Consider the following 17,348-nt stretch of genomic DNA (forward strand, 5'->3'; position numbering starts at 1 on the left):
TATAGATTTCCAGCTTCAGCTCAGGAATCCTGTTCTTCCTTGTCCTGGCCCGGCGGTGTGACCGGAGAGCTCGCGCTCCCGTAATCCTCAACGGAATCCCAGGCATCGGCGTCATCGAACCGGCCGCTGTGCTCCTGCCGGCCCTGTCCGGCCCCGGCAGGCGGAGGGGTCATGACCTCTTCTTCAACGGGGCGTTCATCCGCAGGCTGGCGTTCCGGCACATGATTAACCGCATAAGGTGTAAAGGGGATCGCCTCAAGCCGCTCATACGGAATTTCTTCTTTACTGATTACACAAATTCCGTAGGTACCGTCTTCCATCCGCTGCAGGGCGGCTTCAATATCGTTCAGCTCATCTCTGAGCGCGTTGTTGATCCCGAGATCCCGGCTTCGTTCAAAGGTTTCGGTGCCTGAATCTGCAGGGTGGTTATCGACGGTGGAAAGCTCACCGGTAGATTCCCGGAGCGAGTCGCCAAGCAGGCTGTTTTCTTCACCATTATCTGTAAAATGCTGCTCCAGCTCCTGTCTGCGCTCCTCCAGGGATGCCTTGAGTGAATCAAGCTGTGCATCGGTTAAGTGGCTCATCGTTCATCTTCCTTTCTGCATAGAGAGTGGTTTTATTGCCGTAATCATCCTTACCCTATTCACCGGACAGGCAATCAGAGGGATTGTGCAACCAGAAACTGCAACTTTAGTGATATTTTCAGACCGCTTTCAGCCTGATATAATGATTACTGCCAACAGAACATAGACAACGCTTGGAGGTCACAACAATGGACGAACATATGAAACGCAGACTAGATAAACAAAGAAAGCTGTTCAGCCAGCTTGGAATTACACTTGATGCACTCACGATACATGAGAAGGAATTCAGCATGAAGCTTCGCGGATATGATGCTGAAGAGGTGGACACTTTTCTGGATAGTGTAATCAAGGATTATGAACGCTTCTACGCAACCATAGCTGATTTGATGGATAAATGGCAGGAGCAGCAGCTGGAGCTGCGTGATCTGAAAGAGCAGGCGAAGACGGCTGCTGCCCCGGCACCGGTAATCCGGGGGATCGATCCGCTGGAGCTTGAAGAGATTGTGGTCAGAATGGAGGGCAACCTGCGCCAGCTGAAGGACAGAATACCCCGCACGGAAAAATATATCTAAAGAACAGGCTCCTACGGTAATGCCTGTTCTTTCATACTAGCGTCAGCAGGCAAAGGACTTGTTTGACGCTGTTTTCATTCATACATGTATATAGAGTCCACTATATCCGGCCAGATGGAGGTTGTATCCGTGCTTATTAAGCAGCCTAAGAGCTTGAAAATACGCGGTAGAATTGCGCTTGGCTATGCCGTAATTCTAGTTATGCTGGGTTTGTTTCTTGTTATCGTCTCCAGCAGAATTACCGACCTGGAGAAGGAAACAGTCTATTTAAGCGATCATGATATTGAAGTACACGAGCTTACATACCGTATTGAAAAAAACGTACTCGATATGGAAACCGGACAAAGAGGCTTCTCGCTCACGGGAGATTCAAGCTATCTGGAGCCGTATAACACCGGACTGTCCGAGTGGGCTGTGAATTACTCCAAGCTCAAAGCTCTTATAACAGATAATCCGTATCAGCTCGAAAATCTCGAAAGCATCAAACAGGATATTGAAAAATGGATTGCTGAAGCGGGAAATTATGTTGTTCAGCTGAAGCAGCGCGGCCGGGATGATGAGGTCGCACTGTATTTTCAGAATGACTCCGGTAAAGCGGTGGTGGATTCCATCCGCGCCCAGTCGGATTATTTCCGGGATAACGAGCGCCAGCTGACGAACAATCGTATTGACAAGCTTAAGGACAGCAATCAGAAGCTGATTACTACGATGTATATCTTGTGGGCAATGGTTGCCCTATTGGCGCTGCTCATTACCTATCTGCTATCGGTGAGCATTGTGAAGCCGCTGCAGCATGTGATTCAAGCGATCAACAGCATTGCTAACGGCGGGAATATGTCCGAGCGGATCAAGGTCAAAACGATGGATGAGGTCTTTGATCTCGGTGAAGCGACCAACGGCCTGCTCGACAAGGTGCAGGTGGATCAGTGGTGTGCGGAGCAGCTTGCATCAACCTCTATTATTTTGCAGGAAACTACGGACCTTTCTGTTATGAGCAGGACCTTTATGAACAAGCTGGCAACCACCTTTGAAATCCAGTACGGGGCGATTTATACCCTGGATAATGAGGAAGAGAGCAACAGGGACGTCTACAAACGGATGTACTCCTACGCCGGGAGCATAGATGCCGAGACACCTTACGGGGCGGTAAGCATCCGTCTTGGTGAAGGGCTTGTAGGACAGTGCGCCTTGGACAGGGTGGTAATGTTTACGGGAGATCTGCCGGAGGATTATATCAGCATCAATTCCGCACTAGGACGGACTGCGCCAAAATTTGCGGTCATTGCCCCGGTTGTTTTTGAGAACAAGACACTGGCGGTGGTTGAATTTGCCTCTTTAACGAAATGGCCGGCCCATCATGTGGAATTATTGTACGAGCTGCTCAAGGCATTGGGGGTATCCCTTAATTCCCTTATCACACGTATGGAAATACAGTCATTGTATCAGGACTCCCAGGCATTGAATGAAGAGCTTCAGGTCCAGTCCGAGGAGCTTCAGGTTCAGTCTGAAGAGCTGCAGGTGCAGACAGAAGAGCTGCAGAACCATACCAGTGAACTGATGGATCTGAACAGGGAGCTGGAGAATCAGAAATCGGTAGCTGAAAATGCGGCAGTGGAGCTGGATAAATACAACAAGCAGCTGGAGCTGAGCTCACGCTACAAAAGCGAATTTCTCGCCAACATGTCCCATGAGCTGCGGACTCCGCTTAACAGTATGCTGATCCTTTCACAGCTGCTGGTTGAGAACCGCAACAATACCCTTACCGGGGAAGAGCTTGAGTATGCTTCTGTTATCCATTCCTCCGGCAGCGAGCTGCTGACGATGATTAACGATATCCTGGATCTCTCCAAAGTAGAAGCCGGTAAAATGCTGGTAGAGATGGATGCGGTCAATCTTACTGAGCTTCCGGCGCTGCTTACCGGATATTTTGATAAGACGGCCGAACAGCAGCACCTGGATTTTTCAATCCGTCTAGGTGATAATGTGCCTGATCTGTTCTTCACAGATGAGCTGCGGCTGCACCAGATTCTGCGTAATTTGTTATCGAACGCCTTTAAGTTCACTGAGGAAGGATTTGTCCGCGTAGAGATCAGCTGTACTGATTATCAGCCCGCTGAGCCGGGAACTGCTCCTGAGCAGATGCTGGCCTTTGCCGTCACCGACAGCGGGATCGGGATCTCAGAAGCTAACCGTGAGCTCATCTTTGAAGCCTTCAGGCAGGCTGATGGCACTACGGCGCGTAAATTCGGCGGAACAGGACTCGGCTTATCGATTTCTCTTCAGCTGGCCAAGCTGCTGGGCGGTTATATCACCCTGGAGAGCCAAGAAGGGAAGGGAAGCACCTTTACCTTGTATCTCCCGTATCTGCAGGAGGAGTCGGATCTTGCCCAGATCCCGCTTGGATCATGGTATCCGGCGGCGGCCACAATAGAGCGGAATGAACCGCCAGACTATCTGGAGGAGCAGGCTCTCAATGACAGTATGCTGTTCCAAAAGGAATATGAAAAGCTGCATGGCCGGACCGTGCTGATCGTAGATGATGATCTGCGCAATATCTATGCGCTTGAGAGCGGGTTTGTCCCTTATGGAATGAACATTCTTACAGCCCAGAACGGCTATGAGTGCCTGCAGATTGTCCGGGAACAGCCTGAGCTTGATATCGTACTGCTGGATATCATGATGCCGAACCTGGACGGCTATGACACCCTTTCCATTATCCGTGAGGAGCTGCTGCTGCGGGAGCTCCCGATTATCGCCGTATCGGCGAAAACCATGAAGGAAGACAGGGAGAAGTGTCTTGCTGCCGGGGCCAGTGATTTTATCAGCAAACCAGTGGTGCTTCAGGATGTCGTTACACGGATGTGCAGGCTGATCGGACCGCCGCTCAGGTAGCAGCCGGGCAAAACTTGACTTTTCTAAAATTACCATTGACGAAAATTTAGCTATGATTTATGATAGGCTCATAAATGATCATTTATAACAAACGGCGTGTTACCTATTAAGGGCATGAGCCAAGGATTGTCTTCATTTTTATATGAGACGGTTCTTGGCTTTTTTTGTTGCCAAATTTCTGAAGCTTAAGGGAAGGAGGGAGAACTTGTCGCGGGAAATCGAACAGTTTCAAGTGCTGCGGGTGATCGGAAACAATGTTGTGATGGTTCAGGGAAGCAAAAACGGCAAGGAGTATGTCATTATCGGCAAAGGCATCGGCTTTGCTGTGAAGGACACCGGAGTAATTGATGCGGGTGATCAACGGATTGAAAAGCTGTTCCGCCTGGAAGACAGGGAGGAATGGAGCCAGTATCAGATTTTACTTGAAGATATCGATCCAAAAGTAATGAAGATTACGGATGAGATCATCGGAGATATCACCAATCAGTTTCCCGGCAAGTTAAACGACAAAATCTATTTGGCGCTCCCGAGCCACATCCAATTTACCATCTACCGTCTGCGCAGCGGTATGGATATCATCAATCCCTTTTTGCAGGAAACTAAAATGACGTTCCCCAAGGAATTTGAGATCGCTTTCAGGGCAGCGGATAAAATCAGTGCCGAATTCAATGTACAGATTCCGGAGGATGAAGTCGGCTTTCTGACTTATCATGTCTACTCAGCGGTAAGTAATGTACCGGTCGGACAGCTGGTGAAGGTATCGAATATGGTCAATGAGCTGCTGGAGCAGATCCGGACGGAGCAGAAAATCACCTTTGAGCACGGCAGCATGAATCATGTGCGGCTGATGATCCACCTTCGGTTCTCACTGGAACGTATTCTGCAGGGCTCACTAATTGACAATCCCTTTGTAAAGCATATCAAGAAGGAATACAAAGCGGAATACAAGCTGGCTCAGAAGCTGGGCAAGGTAATCCAGAACAGGCTGGAGGTTCAGGTTCCGGAAGAGGAGCTGTGCTTCCTGGCAATGCATTTGCACCGGCTGTTTCAGACCATAGACAAAAACAAATAGCAGCATGAGAGGAGTGGTGCGGATGTTCTCCAGATGGAAATCCAAAAAAGAAGAGCAGCGTACTGTGCAGTTCATAGAAATTAACGCCCCGTTAAGCGGGCAGGCAGTTGACCTGGGTCAGGTGCCGGATGATACCTTTGCAGGCGGACATATGGGCACCGGGATTGCGATTGAGCCTGCAGAAGGCAAGCTGTTTGCACCTTTTGACGGAAAGATTGCCCATATCGTGAAATCCGGCCATGCACTGATTATTGAACACGCTTCCGGGCTGCAGTTGCTGCTACATATCGGCATTGATACAGTCAGCCTGAAGGGCAGCGGCTTTCAGAGCCATACTGCTGCGGGCGACAATGTAAAAGCCGGACAATTGTTAATCGAGTTTGATCTTGAAGCGATACGTGCAGCCGGACTTGCAACGATTTCTCCGGTGATTGTGACCAGCATGGCGGAGACACCGCCGGCAGTAGAGTGCCTGTACGGTCAGGTTACAGCAGGGAAAGACCTGATCCTGAAAGTAGCAGTACAGTAACGGTATATAGAGCAGTACCAACTATGATCTAAGGGGATGATGGTATTATGTTGGCTTTTCTACAAAAGTTAGGCAAGTCTTTGATGCTTCCGGTTGCTACCATGCCGGCGGCTGCGATTCTGCAGGGGTTCGGGCTGATAAATTATGAAAAGGATCTGCCGTTTGGCAGTGTGGTCGGAGGGTTTCTGAACCAGTATGTAGCCCCCTTCCTGAACGCCGGTGCGGGTGCAATCTTCGGGAATCTGGCGCTCATCTTTGCAATCGGGGTTGCAATCGGCTTTGCCGGTGATGCTGTAGCTGCACTATCGGCATTGATTGCCTATATGGTCCTTACCAAGGTGCTGGCTATTGTCCCTCTGCAGTTCTCCTTCATTAATGATGATGTCGTATTGAACATGGGCGTGCTGGGCGGGATTTTTGCCGGTGCCTGGGCAGCGTTCCTGTATAAGAAATACCATAATGTCAAAATGCCTGACTGGCTCGGCTTCTTCGCAGGCAAGCGGTTTGTACCGATTATTACTGCGGCTTCCATGATGGTGCTTGCTGTGTTCATCGGAATGATCTGGAGTCCGGTCCAGGATGTCATCAGTGATTTCGGTAACTGGGTAGTCAGCCTCGGAGCACTTGGTGCTTTTGTCTTCGGTACTGCAAACCGGCTGCTGATTCCTATCGGATTGCATCATGTCATTAACACAATTGCCTGGTTCCAGATCGGTGACTTTACCAATGCAGCCGGTGAAATCGTACACGGTGACCTTACCCGCTTCTTTGCCGGAGATAAAACAGCCGGAATGTTTATGACAGGCTTTTTCCCGATTATGATGTTCGCCCTTCCGGGTGCGGCTTTAGCCTTCATTCATACAGCCAAGCCGGATAAGCGTAAATTGGTTGCTTCCATCTTTATCGGTTCGGCAATCGCATCCTTCCTTACAGGGATTACCGAGCCGCTTGAATTCTCGTTCATGTTCGTTGCACCAGTGCTGTATGTTGTGCATGCTGTATTGACCGGTCTTGCCGGACTTCTGATGTATGTGCTCGATGTGAAGCTCGGTTTCGGCTTCTCCGCCGGTCTGATCGATTATCTGGTCAATATGAAGCAGTCCACCAATGCCTGGATTCTGATTCCTGTAGGGCTTGCCTTCTTTGTACTCTATTATGTGTTATTCCGCTTCATTATCGTGAAGTTCAACCTTAAGACACCGGGGCGCGAAGATGATATAGAAGATGATCGACAGGTCATTGCAGCTGGAAAAGGCAATGTATCCGCATCGTCCAGAGCCGCGAAAATTCTGGAGAACATCGGCGGGCCGTCCAACATCCGTTCAATTGATGCCTGTATCACCCGGCTGCGGCTGAATGTGGCTGATGACAAGGCAGTTAAGGATGCCGCACTTAAGCAGCTTGGGGCTTCCGGAGTTATGCGGCTCGGGCAGGGTGCAGTACAAATTGTCTTCGGTCCGCAATCCGAGCAGATTAAGGATGATATTAAAAAGCTGATGTAAGAGCTTAAACGGTCATTAAAAAGCATTAGAGCAGGGCGGATTCTTAATCCGGCCCTGTTTTTTTGGTTCAGCACTTGCAATATCTATAATACCGAGTATAATACTTGGTATAAAAGGATTAAGGAGTCGGTAACCATGTCAGTCGATGATTATCTGGATCTGCTAAATTACGCCAAGGCAATTAACGATGGACAGTGGCAGGCTGACATCATAGAGCATTTAAAGAATATTAGTACAGTGCGTGAGTCAGATGCTGCAGAAGAGAATGTACATGAGCTGTGGAGCCGGTTTGATGATATTAATCTTAAGCTGCTGGAGCTGTTTGACAAGCTTAAGGAGAATGAGACTGCGGGGGACAGCTACCGGTTGAAGGAACAAATCTGGGAGCTGAAGCTGGAGCGGATTACACTGGCCAAGCAGATTCAGGGACGTTATATCAAGATCAGATAAACCTGTATATATATATTCAGACCTTGCAGATTGCATTTATGGGGATACTTTACATGATCATGTGCAGTTTGATGGCTCTTCTGAGGCGGCTTCCTAATGTTTAGGAGGCTGCTTTTTTGCGTTGCTGATCAATACTGATAAAATATTTTTGTGATTAGTGATATAAAATTGTCCCGGCTACCGTCTTACTTATAGCTGCAGCTGATAAGGAGGAAATACAACAATGGATATTCCGGAATCAACAGATAAGTTTAAACAAGTGTTCTATGAGCATTATCCGGCAGTACGGCGTAAGCTGGCTGCTCTGGTCCGTGATGATACCGCAGCAGATGATCTGGCGCAGGAGGTTTTTCTTAAGCTGTACCGTAACCCGCCGGATGATCCGCAGGCGCTTGGTGCATGGCTGCATAGGGTGCTTACCCGGACCGGCTACGATTATCTGAACAAAAAAGCAAGAGAGAGGCTGCTGCAGGCCCGGCAGGAGATTTTCTATGATACAGAAACCGCGCCGCCGTCAGGCGAGGAAGCGGTGCTCAGCAAGCTGGAGCAGGAGGATGTCCGCCAGTGGCTTGACGAGCTGCCGGACCGGGACCGCCAGGCACTACTGCTACGCTACTCAGGCTACAGCTATGCGGAAATTGCCGGGAAGCTGGGAGTGAGGCCGCCGGTCGTCGGTACTCTTTTGAGCCGGGCCACCCAAAAGCTGAAGCAGCAGGCGGCAGACGCACTGCCCCAGACGGAATAAGGATATGGGCAAACAAGCTATTATCTAGGAGGAATAAAAATGACGAACCCTGAGATCAAGAATTCCAATAAATCCGGATCAGAATCTGCAGATGCAGCCTGGTCGAAAATGCAGAAGCTGCTGGCTGAAGAACCGGTGAATCCGGTATGGGACAGCTGGGGCCAGGCCGGGCCATACAAAGCTGAAGACGTAGAAGCCGGCCGGGGAATAAGCAGCTCTGTCTTTGCTGATACCGGCGGACTGCCGGACCGTCCGGCTCCGGCTACAGCAGCTGGCAAGACGTCAAAAGCTTCTTCCCGCCGCAAAAAGCGGATGACCCGCAGCCGTAAATGGGCTGCATCCGCTGCCGCAGCTACTCTTATTGCTGTGGTTCTGGCTACCCCTGTCGGAAATACGGCAATGGCGGCGATCCTCAATCAGTTCAGGATGCAGGAGGTTACAGTTATAAATGAAAGCGATATTCGCGAACTGTTCTATCAGATTAATGAAGGGGGAACGGTAAGTGAAGCTGAGAACAAGTTCGGCAGCTTTACGACTTCTTACGGCACCTTCCATAATAAGATTTTAGTGGATGAGCTGCAGTCTGTTGTCGGGTATCCTGCTATAAGTTCGGCTATGCAGGAAGGCATTCATTCTGTTCAAGTGACGGAATCCCGTGATGCAACAATGACGCTCAAGGTAGATGCGCTCAATGACGCACTCAAGCGGCTGGGAGCAGAACAGCTCCTGCCAGAATCGGTTGACGGCAAGCCTATCACCCTTCATCTGCCTGAGACTGTAATTTATGATCTGTCCACAGCAGACGGCAAGTGGGCCAGCCTGTCCCAGATGAATACCCCGAGTATTGCTGTGGACCCGTCGATTGAGGTGGACGAAGCACTGCAGGCTGTACTGAATTTACCGGTTCTGCCTGATCACTGGAAGACGAGCCTGCAGCATAGCCGGGTACTCGCCGGTGAAATTCCAATGCCGCTGATTAAAGGGGATTTCGCTAAGGAGATAACGGTAGCTGATACATCAGTAATTCTGCAGCAGCATGATTATAGCCAAGGGCCTGTTTTTAATGCAACCTGGGTTCATGAGGGACAGATGTTTGAACTATCCGGCGGCAGCGTATACCCGGATAAAGATGAATTTATCGCTAAGCTGCAGGAGCTGATTACTGAATGAGGGAAACGGCAATTGACACGCAGTTATTGTCCAAAGAGTACGGGAATGGACGCGGCTGCCGGGATGTAACCATAACTGTGGGAAAAGGGGAAGCCTTCGGCTTCCTCGGTCCCAACGGGGCCGGTAAAAGCACCTTTGTGAAAATGCTGGTAGGCCTCATTTCTCCTACAAGCGGACAAGCGAGTATTTTCGGGCACAGGATCGGGTCCATGGAGGCAAAAGCATGCATCGGCTATTTACCGGAGCTGTACCGGTATCAGGAATGGCTGACAGGCGTAGAGGTGCTGGAGCTGCATGCAAGATTGTGCCGGATGGATAAGGCGGCTGCCAGGCGGAGAATACCCGAGCTGCTGGAGGAGGTCGGGCTTGGACATCGCGGCAAGGACCGCGTCAAGCATTATTCCAAGGGAATGCAGCAGCGGCTTGGCTTGGCCTGTGCGCTGATAAATAAGCCGCAGCTTGTTTTTCTGGATGAGCCTTCGTCAGCACTTGATCCGGTAGGACGGGCAGAGGTGCGCGGCATTCTGGAGCGGCTGAAGGCGCAGGGGGTTACGATTTTTCTCAACTCACATCTTCTAGGAGATGTAGAGGCACTCTGTGACAGGATAGCACTGCTGAATGATGGTGTAATCCTGCGTCATGGTACAGCATCAGATTTGCTCAGTAAGCGAAGCACATGGCTTTTTAAAGTCGGGGGCTGCTCGCCTTTTTTGTTATCCTGGCTGAATGAGCAGACAGGCTTTCAGCTTCATGAAACGGCGAAGCAGGAGGCTGCAGATTCGGCTGCATTACCGGAGGACAACAGTGTTGTCTGGCTGGAAGCAGAGCTGGATAATGAGGAGCAGGCCGGCTGGCTGAATGCGCTGATTATTGAGCAGGGAATGATTTTATATGAAGCAACTCGCAAAAGGGAACGTCTTGAAGGCTGGTTTATGGATGCGGTATCAGGCCTCAGTCACAGGGGGGAGAAGGAATGAGGATCATTGCCGGCATGACCTGGAAGGAATTGCTCCGTAAAAAAGTAATGCTGCTAACCCTGCTCATGACTGTCGTATTCCTGTTGGCTTTCTGGTTTGTGGCACAGACGATAGGTAAAAACGATGTTTTGGCCGGGAACGGAGTGAACAGCTTCAGCACCATGATTGCCCGGTTTACAAACGGGGCTTTTATCCTGATGCTCGGCTTTTTCTTCGGTTCCTTTGTCATTGCTTTTCTGGCTATATTCAGTTCCTTTGCAGCTGTATCCGGAGAGGCGGAGCAAGGAATTATGCAGGCGATGCTGCCACGTCCGCTGCCGCGCTGGAAATGGTACGTTGGCCGCTGGCTTGGATATGTATCGCTTGGGGTTATCTATGCAGGTATGCTGTTCATTGCAATCCTGCTGATTACACGGTTCCATGCGGCAATTCCGCAGGACCCTGAGGCGCTGATCGCAGCCTTTCTGCTGTTTGTGTCTGTCGTTCCGTTATTGGTCAGCCTTACAATGCTGGGTTCAGGCATTTTTTCTGCACTTGGCAATGGTGTCTTCATGACGATGCTTTATGGTGCAGGCTGGCTAGGGGGCATGCTGAATAAGCTCAGCGGGTCCCTAAGGCTTGAGCCTGACGGATTGGCCATGCTTAATAATTTGACCGGGCTCATCTCTATGGCTATGCCTGCAGACAGCTTACAGCGCAGAATGACAACAGAACTGCTTAGCATCAAGGAACTCAGCGGTATGGTAGATTTAACAAGCGGCGGCTTTAGTATGCTTAGCGGGGGGACGGGTCCGTCGGATACCTTCATTATCTATACCGTCGGATACACCCTTGCCGCACTGATCGCCGGACTTTTGCGCTTTCAGCGGAGGGATTTATAAGAATGTCCGGCCTTAACTGGCATGAATATACAAATAAGCGCCCTTTTGAGCCGGAATCCGGTTCAAAAAGGGCGCTTATTTGCTTGCTGGGCGCGGCTCACTGCTTCACTCCAAGCTCAATCCATTCGGAGGACCAGCTGCTGATCTCACCCAGAATAGGAGCGAGGGCAGTGCCTTTGGCGGTCAGGGAATACTCAATACGCACCGGCATTTCAGGATATACAGTCCGCTGAATAATGCCTTCGTTCTCCATTTCCTTTAGCCGGTCGGATAATACCTTGCCGCTGAGATTCGACAGGCAGCCTTCGATTTCACCAAACCGCCGGGGGCCCTGCATCAGTACAAATACAATCAGTGCAACCCAGCGTTTGCTGAGCACATCTACTGCTTTTTCAAAGCGGGGACACATCTCAAAGTCATTCATTTTTGTTCACCTCTGCATTCATTATATCATAAACTTACAATAAGTAATTATAAATATTTAAATATATATTATAACTTGACGAACTTATATTACAATGATAAACTAACTTACAAATAGTTACTAAAGAGAATTTTAATTATTAAAATTTAGGACGGTGCACTCATGATTAAACCGGATATCATTTCTATATTGCAGAATAAAATCAAGTGGATTACTAACAATGACAATACAAACATTCTGGTCGGACCGATTACCCTTCCCGTCAATCTGGACGGAGAAACAGTTACCTTTAAGTGGTACAGCTGGCTTAATGCGGCTGACGAAGATTTACAGCAGGGCGATACGAAGGAAGCCACAGAGCTGCTGATTTCCCGGCTGTCTTCACTGAAGCTGGCTGATGCGCAGCAGTCCAGTGTGCTGGTCTATGGTGATTTTGAAGAATCGGACGAGGCTCTGATCCGGATGCACAGTATCTGCCATACCGGAGATATCTTCGGCAGCAAGCGCTGCGACTGCGGCTTCCAGCTGCGACAGTCGATGAAGATGATATCGCAGCATGGTTCAGGGGCGCTGTTCTATCTGGCCAACCATGAAGGCAGAGGTATCGGGCTGTTCAGCAAGGCGATGGCCTACATTCTGCAGGAAGAGGGCTATGATACAGTAGAGGCTAACCTTGAGCTGGGCTTTGTAGATGATTCCAGAGACTACAGCGACGCCATCAGCGTGCTCCAGCACCTGCGCAGCAAGCCGGTCACCCTGATTACAAATAATCCGAAAAAGCTTGAAGCGCTGAAGGCTGCCGGAATGAATACCGGGAAGCGGATTCCGCTGTGGGGTGATGTGTCTGTATTTAACGAAAAATATCTGCGGACCAAGGTTGCCCGTTCCGGCCATCTCGAGGCTGTGAAGACCGCTGATTTTTTTGACGGCAGAGTGGCTAAATAATGAGGGGTAGTTCTTTTCCGCTCTGTACATTATAATGGAGAACTGAACCCAACTTATAGCTTAGCGAGGTACTCTATGAACGCAATTGAAGTGCAGGACTTGCGCAAAACCTTCAAAGTCCAAAAAAACCGCGAGGGCCTCAAAGGGGCCTTCGCTGATTTGTTTAAACGGCAGTATTCAGAAGTTACTGCGGTAAAGGATATTTCCTTCACCATACCCGAAGGCGAAATCTGCGGCTACATCGGGGAGAACGGGGCGGGCAAATCAACAACGATCAAGATGCTTACGGGAATTCTTGTTCCGACTTCCGGCAATGTCTCTGTAGGTGGCTTCGTCCCCTATATGGAGCGGGAAAAGTTCGTACAGAACATCGGGGTTGTATTCGGCCAGCGCAGTCAGCTGTGGTGGGACATCGGCGTTATCGAGTCCTTTCAGCTGCTGCGCAAGGTGTACAGAGTCTCCGAGCATGATTTCAAAAAGCGGCTGGACGAGCTCGTTGAGCGCCTGGAGCTGCAGGAGTTGCTGAACCGTCCGGTCCGCAAGTTGAGTCTCGGCCAGCGGATGCGCTGTGAGCTGGTAGCGGCGCTGCTGCATAACCCGTCCATCCTGTTTCTGGACGAGCCGACCATTGGTCTGGATATCGTCGTGAAATCGGAAATCCGCGATTTTCTCAAGGATATGAACCGCGAGCACGGCACAACGATTCTGCTGACAACCCATGATTTGCAGGACATTGAAGCTCTTTGCTCACGGGTGATCATGCTGGACGACGGGCGGATTATTTATGACGGCGGACTTGAGGAACTGAAGCAGCGCTGGGGAACCGGACGTGAGGTGCAGTTCCAGTTCGGCACGTCTACTAAACTGGCCCAGCTTGTACAGTGGACCGATGGAATGCCTGTTACATGGACCGCCGAGAACGAGCTGGGTGCCAATGTGTGGATTCCGCTGGAGCTGAATGTGTCCGATGTGCTGGCCCGTGTGGTGGGGCAGGCGGATATTACCGACATCAAAATCATCGAGACCAATACGGATGAGATTGTACGAAGCATCTATCAGTCCGGCTCTGCAGACAAACCGGAGGACAAGATAGCGGCACTGCAGGAAGAGAAAGAGGCGGCGCATGTCTAAATCTCTACAGGCTGGCGGTCCGCAGGAGAACGGCAGGCTGCTGCTGCTCGGCGCTTATTTCGATTTTATCCGCATCCGGTTTTTGACCATGCTTGCTTACCGCGTTAACTATTACTCAGGTATCCTTATTTATACCCTGAATATCGGAGTCAATTATTTTACCTGGAAGGCTATTTACGGCGGAGGAGAATCCTTAGGCGGCTTTACCAGCGCGCAGATGACGACCTATGTTGCCGTTTCCTGGATGGCGCGAGCCTTTTATTTTAACAATCTGGACCGGGAAATTTCATCAGACATCCGTGACGGGAGCATTGCGATCCAGTTCATCCGACCGTATAACTATGTGCTGGTCAAAATGATGCAGGGTCTTGGCGAAGGCCTGTTCCGCTTCCTGATGCTGATGATTCCGGGGATGATCGTTGCAATCCTGCTGTTTCCTGTGCAGCTTCCAACAGAGCCGGCCGCGTGGGCAGGGTTCCTGGTTATGCTCTTTTTCAGCTTCCTGATCAGTTCGCAGATTAATGTAATCACCGGGCTGAGCGCTTTTTTTGTGGAAAATAATGAAGGTGTTATGCGGATGAAGCGGGTTATTGTTGACCTGTTCTCCGGCTTGATTGTTCCGATCAGCCTGTTTCCGGGCTGGCTGTCGTCTGTGCTGAATGTATTGCCGTTTCAGGCGATTACATACCTTCCGGGCTCCGTCTTTACGGGCCGCGTTCAAGGGGTAGGCATTTGGAATGTGCTGGGCATCCAGGTCTTCTGGTTCCTGGTGCTGCTGATTCCGATTGTCTGGCTTTATCATGCGGCGCGTAAGCGGCTGTTCGTGCAGGGGGGCTAAACAGATGTATCATTTAGGCTTGTTATGGGAATATCTCAAAAATTACATGAAAACCCGTTTAACCTACCGCGCTGATTTCTGGGTAGAGGTTATCTCGGATCTGCTGTTCCAGGCTACGAACTTTATCTTTATCATGGTTATTTTTATGCACACGGAAAGTCTGGGCGGATGGAATCAGAATGAAGTGGTGTTTGTCTACGGCTTCTTTATGGTCCCTTACGGTGTATTCAGCTGCTTCGTGAATATGTGGAACTTCAGTGAGCGCTACATCGTCAAAGGCGAAATGGACCGTGTTCTGACCCGTCCGGCACATAACCTGTTTCAGATTCTTCTGGAAAATGTAGATCCGCCGTCCCTGATCGGCTCCTTCATTGGACTGGTCATTATGGCGATCAGCGGGGCAAATCTGGGCCTGCCGTTTGAGTGGTGGACCATTCCGGCGCTGCTTGTGCTTACGCTTAGTGCGGTCGCGATATATACCGGGATTTATACGGCTCTGACATCCTTGTCGTTCTATTCCGATGCACCGACCGGTATTCTTCCTCTGATGTACAATATCCAGAACTACGGGCGTTATCCGGTAACGATCTATAACCGGGCCATTCAGGTGCTGCTTACGTGGATTATCCCGTTTGCTTTTGTGGGTATCTATCCGGCAGCCCTGTTCCTGCAGCGGGATGAGATGAGAGGGATGGCTATTCTGACACCGGTTGTCGGGGCTGTGTTCCTCACTATCGGGCTTTTAAGCTGGAATTATGGGGTCAGACGGTATAAAGGCGCCGGCTCCTAAAATACACAAGTAAAGTTAGCAGGCGGGTGAGCGATCATCCGTCTGTTTTTGCGTGTACAAGTCTGCTAACACCATCAAATAATACTACCCGGATGCGATAATAATACTAACCGCTGCTCCTGTTAATGCCCATAATAAAGAGTGTGCTGGATAGATCATTATTTTTGATAAAAGGCGGGTTGAGCAGAGATGAGCAGTTATATCATAGGTGTTGATTTGGGCGGAACCAATATCAAGGCCGGTCTGTACGATGCGGAGTTTATAGCGGTCAGGGAAGTATCTATCCTGACAGAAGCGGCAAACGGGCCGGGTCATGTCCTTGAAAGAATCAGGCTGGCAGTGAATATGCTGATCATCGAGAAAGGCATTCCTCTCCAGGAGATTGCCTGTATGGGCATGGGGATACCGGGTCTGCTGGACCCGTATGAAGGTCTGTCCGTCTTCTCCCCGAACTTCCCCGGCTGGGAGCAGGTACATATAGTAAATGAAATGAAGCAGCATTACAGCTTTCCTGTCTTTATCGATAATGATGTGCGGGTGAACCTGTACGGGGAGTGGCTGCATGGAGCCGGACGGGATTGCAGCAATCTGGTGCTGCTGACGCTGGGGACAGGCCTTGGTTCCGGCATCGTCCATGACGGCAAGGTGCTGTATGGCACAACGTTCAGCGCCGGTGAAATCGGGCATATGAACATGTACAGACAAGGGCGGCCCTGCCGCTGCGGCAGCTCAGGCTGTCTGGGGCGCTACGTCTCCGCTGTGGGCATGGTGAATACCTTCAAGGAAAAGCTGACGGCCGGCAGAGACAGTATCATCCAGGAGTGGACGAGCGGTGACGAAACGGCTATTACGGCTAAAATGATGTCTGAGGCGTATGACCTTCATGACCCGCTGGCTGTAGAGGTTATGCATGAGACGGGCGAGCTGCTGGGCTTCGGGCTGGCTAATGTGATTAATCTGCTCAACCCGGAGCGAATTATCATCGGCGGCGGTATGGCTGCGGCCGGGGACCGGCTGCTTAGCACTGTTAGGAATACCGTGAATACTCATGCCTTGAAACTGTCCGGCGGCAGCTGTGAAATTGTACAGGCAGAGCTGGGCAGCCGGGCGGGTACTTTAGGTGCTGCGGCGTATGCGCAGCAGCGGATGGGTAATCAGGTTTCAAACAGATAGCATTTAGATAAAGTGCCGGAGGGGAATTTTGGAACTGTCCTTTTTTGAATCAAGGGCCCGGCATGTTATGCTATAGGCAACGAATATGCAGGAGGGTAACCATGAAACGGGACATTCAGCATGTGCCTTACGGCTATGAGCCGCCGGCCAGAGAACGCAAAGGGACTTTGATTTTCTACGATTCGTTTGAGCATATTACAGACCAGGAGCTTGAAATGGCGGCTCACACAGCGTTAGAACGTAAATTTGCCAAGCTGGTGCTGTATCCGCTGCATGAGGAAACGGTGAGACGGATGAGCAAAGAGCCGGTTCAATCCTACTACAAGCGTGAAGACCGGCTGCATGAATGGAAAAGAGACCAGGGCCGAAAATTTATCACCATCGAGACGCTAGAAGGCAAACGGAAAAAATACACTCCGCTCGATACGGCACTCCGCCATATCAGCGATGTGTATCCGCCGCCGTATTTTTTGTATCTGACACCTGAAACAGCCAATCAGTTTGCCTCGTATTCTTCTTTTGAGGAGTGGATTGTCAAGCTGCGCCTGATTGTGTCGGCAGAGCCGCAGCAGGCTCACCCGCGGCTTGCGAAATACAGCCACCGCTGGGATGTTACCGGGGCAGTGCGGGAGGAGTAGCGTGCCGGGCAGTCCATAACCAGATTACTTTTGGG

Annotated in this window: 18 protein-coding genes; 16 read left to right on the forward strand and 2 right to left on the reverse strand. The window is 50.4% G+C overall.

Annotated features, from left to right (window positions below):
- Nucleotides 1–20: 20 nt before the first annotated feature.
- On the reverse strand, nucleotides 21–584 hold the full coding sequence (locus R70723_RS14315; protein WP_039872943.1) for a TraR/DksA C4-type zinc finger protein: 564 nt from the start codon (nucleotides 582–584) through the stop codon (nucleotides 21–23).
- Nucleotides 585–772: 188 nt separating this feature from the next.
- On the opposite strand from R70723_RS14315, the gene R70723_RS14320 reads away from it, so the two are divergent.
- The 10 genes from R70723_RS14320 (at nucleotide 773) to R70723_RS14365 (ending at nucleotide 11,374) form a co-directional block, all read left to right on the forward strand.
- Complete coding sequence (locus R70723_RS14320; RefSeq protein ID WP_039872944.1) at nucleotides 773–1,156, forward strand: DivIVA domain-containing protein; 384 nt, start codon at nucleotides 773–775, stop codon at nucleotides 1,154–1,156.
- Nucleotides 1,157–1,285: 129 nt separating this feature from the next.
- Nucleotides 1,286–4,048, forward strand: a complete 2,763-nt coding sequence (locus R70723_RS14325; protein ID WP_231574887.1) for a CHASE3 domain-containing protein — start codon at nucleotides 1,286–1,288, stop codon at nucleotides 4,046–4,048.
- A gap of 205 nt (nucleotides 4,049–4,253) precedes the next feature.
- Nucleotides 4,254–5,120 carry a PRD domain-containing protein gene (locus R70723_RS14330; protein WP_039872945.1) on the forward strand — a complete coding sequence of 289 codons (867 nt, stop codon included), beginning with the start codon at nucleotides 4,254–4,256 and terminating at the stop codon, nucleotides 5,118–5,120.
- 22 nt (nucleotides 5,121–5,142) lie between these two features.
- Nucleotides 5,143–5,649: a PTS sugar transporter subunit IIA gene (locus R70723_RS14335; protein ID WP_047171127.1), complete on the forward strand. Its 507-nt coding sequence runs from the start codon at nucleotides 5,143–5,145 to the stop codon at nucleotides 5,647–5,649.
- 47 nt (nucleotides 5,650–5,696) lie between these two features.
- Entirely contained in the window at nucleotides 5,697–7,151 is a 1,455-nt protein-coding gene (gene nagE / locus R70723_RS14340; protein WP_039872946.1) for an N-acetylglucosamine-specific PTS transporter subunit IIBC, read from the forward strand.
- A gap of 135 nt (nucleotides 7,152–7,286) precedes the next feature.
- A complete protein-coding gene (locus tag R70723_RS14345; RefSeq protein ID WP_039872947.1) occupies nucleotides 7,287–7,601 on the forward strand; it encodes a hypothetical protein in 315 nt (104 codons plus the stop codon).
- A gap of 223 nt (nucleotides 7,602–7,824) precedes the next feature.
- Nucleotides 7,825–8,346, forward strand: a complete 522-nt coding sequence (locus tag R70723_RS14350) for a sigma-70 family RNA polymerase sigma factor (RefSeq protein WP_039872948.1) — start codon at nucleotides 7,825–7,827, stop codon at nucleotides 8,344–8,346.
- 39 nt (nucleotides 8,347–8,385) lie between these two features.
- A complete protein-coding gene (locus R70723_RS14355; RefSeq protein WP_039872949.1) occupies nucleotides 8,386–9,516 on the forward strand; it encodes a hypothetical protein in 1,131 nt (376 codons plus the stop codon).
- Nucleotides 9,513–10,493: an ABC transporter ATP-binding protein gene (locus R70723_RS14360; protein WP_039872951.1), complete on the forward strand. Its 981-nt coding sequence runs from the start codon at nucleotides 9,513–9,515 to the stop codon at nucleotides 10,491–10,493. The genes R70723_RS14355 and R70723_RS14360 overlap by 4 nt, the downstream gene beginning before the upstream one ends.
- A complete protein-coding gene (locus R70723_RS14365) occupies nucleotides 10,490–11,374 on the forward strand; it encodes an ABC transporter permease (protein ID WP_039872952.1) in 885 nt (294 codons plus the stop codon). The genes R70723_RS14360 and R70723_RS14365 overlap by 4 nt, the downstream gene beginning before the upstream one ends.
- Before the next feature lie 97 nt (nucleotides 11,375–11,471).
- Here R70723_RS14365 and R70723_RS14370 read toward each other — a convergent pair whose 3' ends face one another.
- Entirely contained in the window at nucleotides 11,472–11,798 is a 327-nt protein-coding gene (locus R70723_RS14370; protein WP_039872953.1) for a catDE operon transcriptional regulator CatR, read from the reverse strand.
- A gap of 162 nt (nucleotides 11,799–11,960) precedes the next feature.
- On the opposite strand from R70723_RS14370, the gene R70723_RS14375 reads away from it, so the two are divergent.
- The 6 genes from R70723_RS14375 to R70723_RS14400 all read left to right on the forward strand — a co-directional run bounded on the left by R70723_RS14375 (nucleotide 11,961) and on the right by R70723_RS14400 (nucleotide 17,313).
- Nucleotides 11,961–12,743 carry a GTP cyclohydrolase II gene (locus R70723_RS14375; protein ID WP_039872954.1) on the forward strand — a complete coding sequence of 261 codons (783 nt, stop codon included), beginning with the start codon at nucleotides 11,961–11,963 and terminating at the stop codon, nucleotides 12,741–12,743.
- A 75-nt stretch (nucleotides 12,744–12,818) separates the two neighbouring features.
- Nucleotides 12,819–13,874, forward strand: coding sequence for an ABC transporter ATP-binding protein (locus R70723_RS14380; protein WP_039872955.1), 1,056 nt, complete (start codon nucleotides 12,819–12,821; stop codon nucleotides 13,872–13,874).
- Nucleotides 13,875–13,917: 43 nt separating this feature from the next.
- Complete coding sequence (locus tag R70723_RS14385; protein ID WP_039878769.1) at nucleotides 13,918–14,712, forward strand: ABC transporter permease; 795 nt, start codon at nucleotides 13,918–13,920, stop codon at nucleotides 14,710–14,712.
- 4 nt (nucleotides 14,713–14,716) lie between these two features.
- Nucleotides 14,717–15,502 carry an ABC transporter permease gene (locus R70723_RS14390; RefSeq protein WP_039872956.1) on the forward strand — a complete coding sequence of 262 codons (786 nt, stop codon included), beginning with the start codon at nucleotides 14,717–14,719 and terminating at the stop codon, nucleotides 15,500–15,502.
- A 189-nt stretch (nucleotides 15,503–15,691) separates the two neighbouring features.
- Entirely contained in the window at nucleotides 15,692–16,675 is a 984-nt protein-coding gene (locus R70723_RS14395; RefSeq protein WP_039872957.1) for an ROK family protein, read from the forward strand.
- Nucleotides 16,676–16,776: 101 nt separating this feature from the next.
- Complete coding sequence (locus R70723_RS14400) at nucleotides 16,777–17,313, forward strand: hypothetical protein (protein WP_039872959.1); 537 nt, start codon at nucleotides 16,777–16,779, stop codon at nucleotides 17,311–17,313.
- The last annotated feature ends 35 nt before the right edge of the window (nucleotides 17,314–17,348 follow it).

This window comes from Paenibacillus sp. FSL R7-0273 (assembly GCF_000758625.1).
GTDB lineage: Bacteria > Bacillota > Bacilli > Paenibacillales > Paenibacillaceae > Paenibacillus_AQ.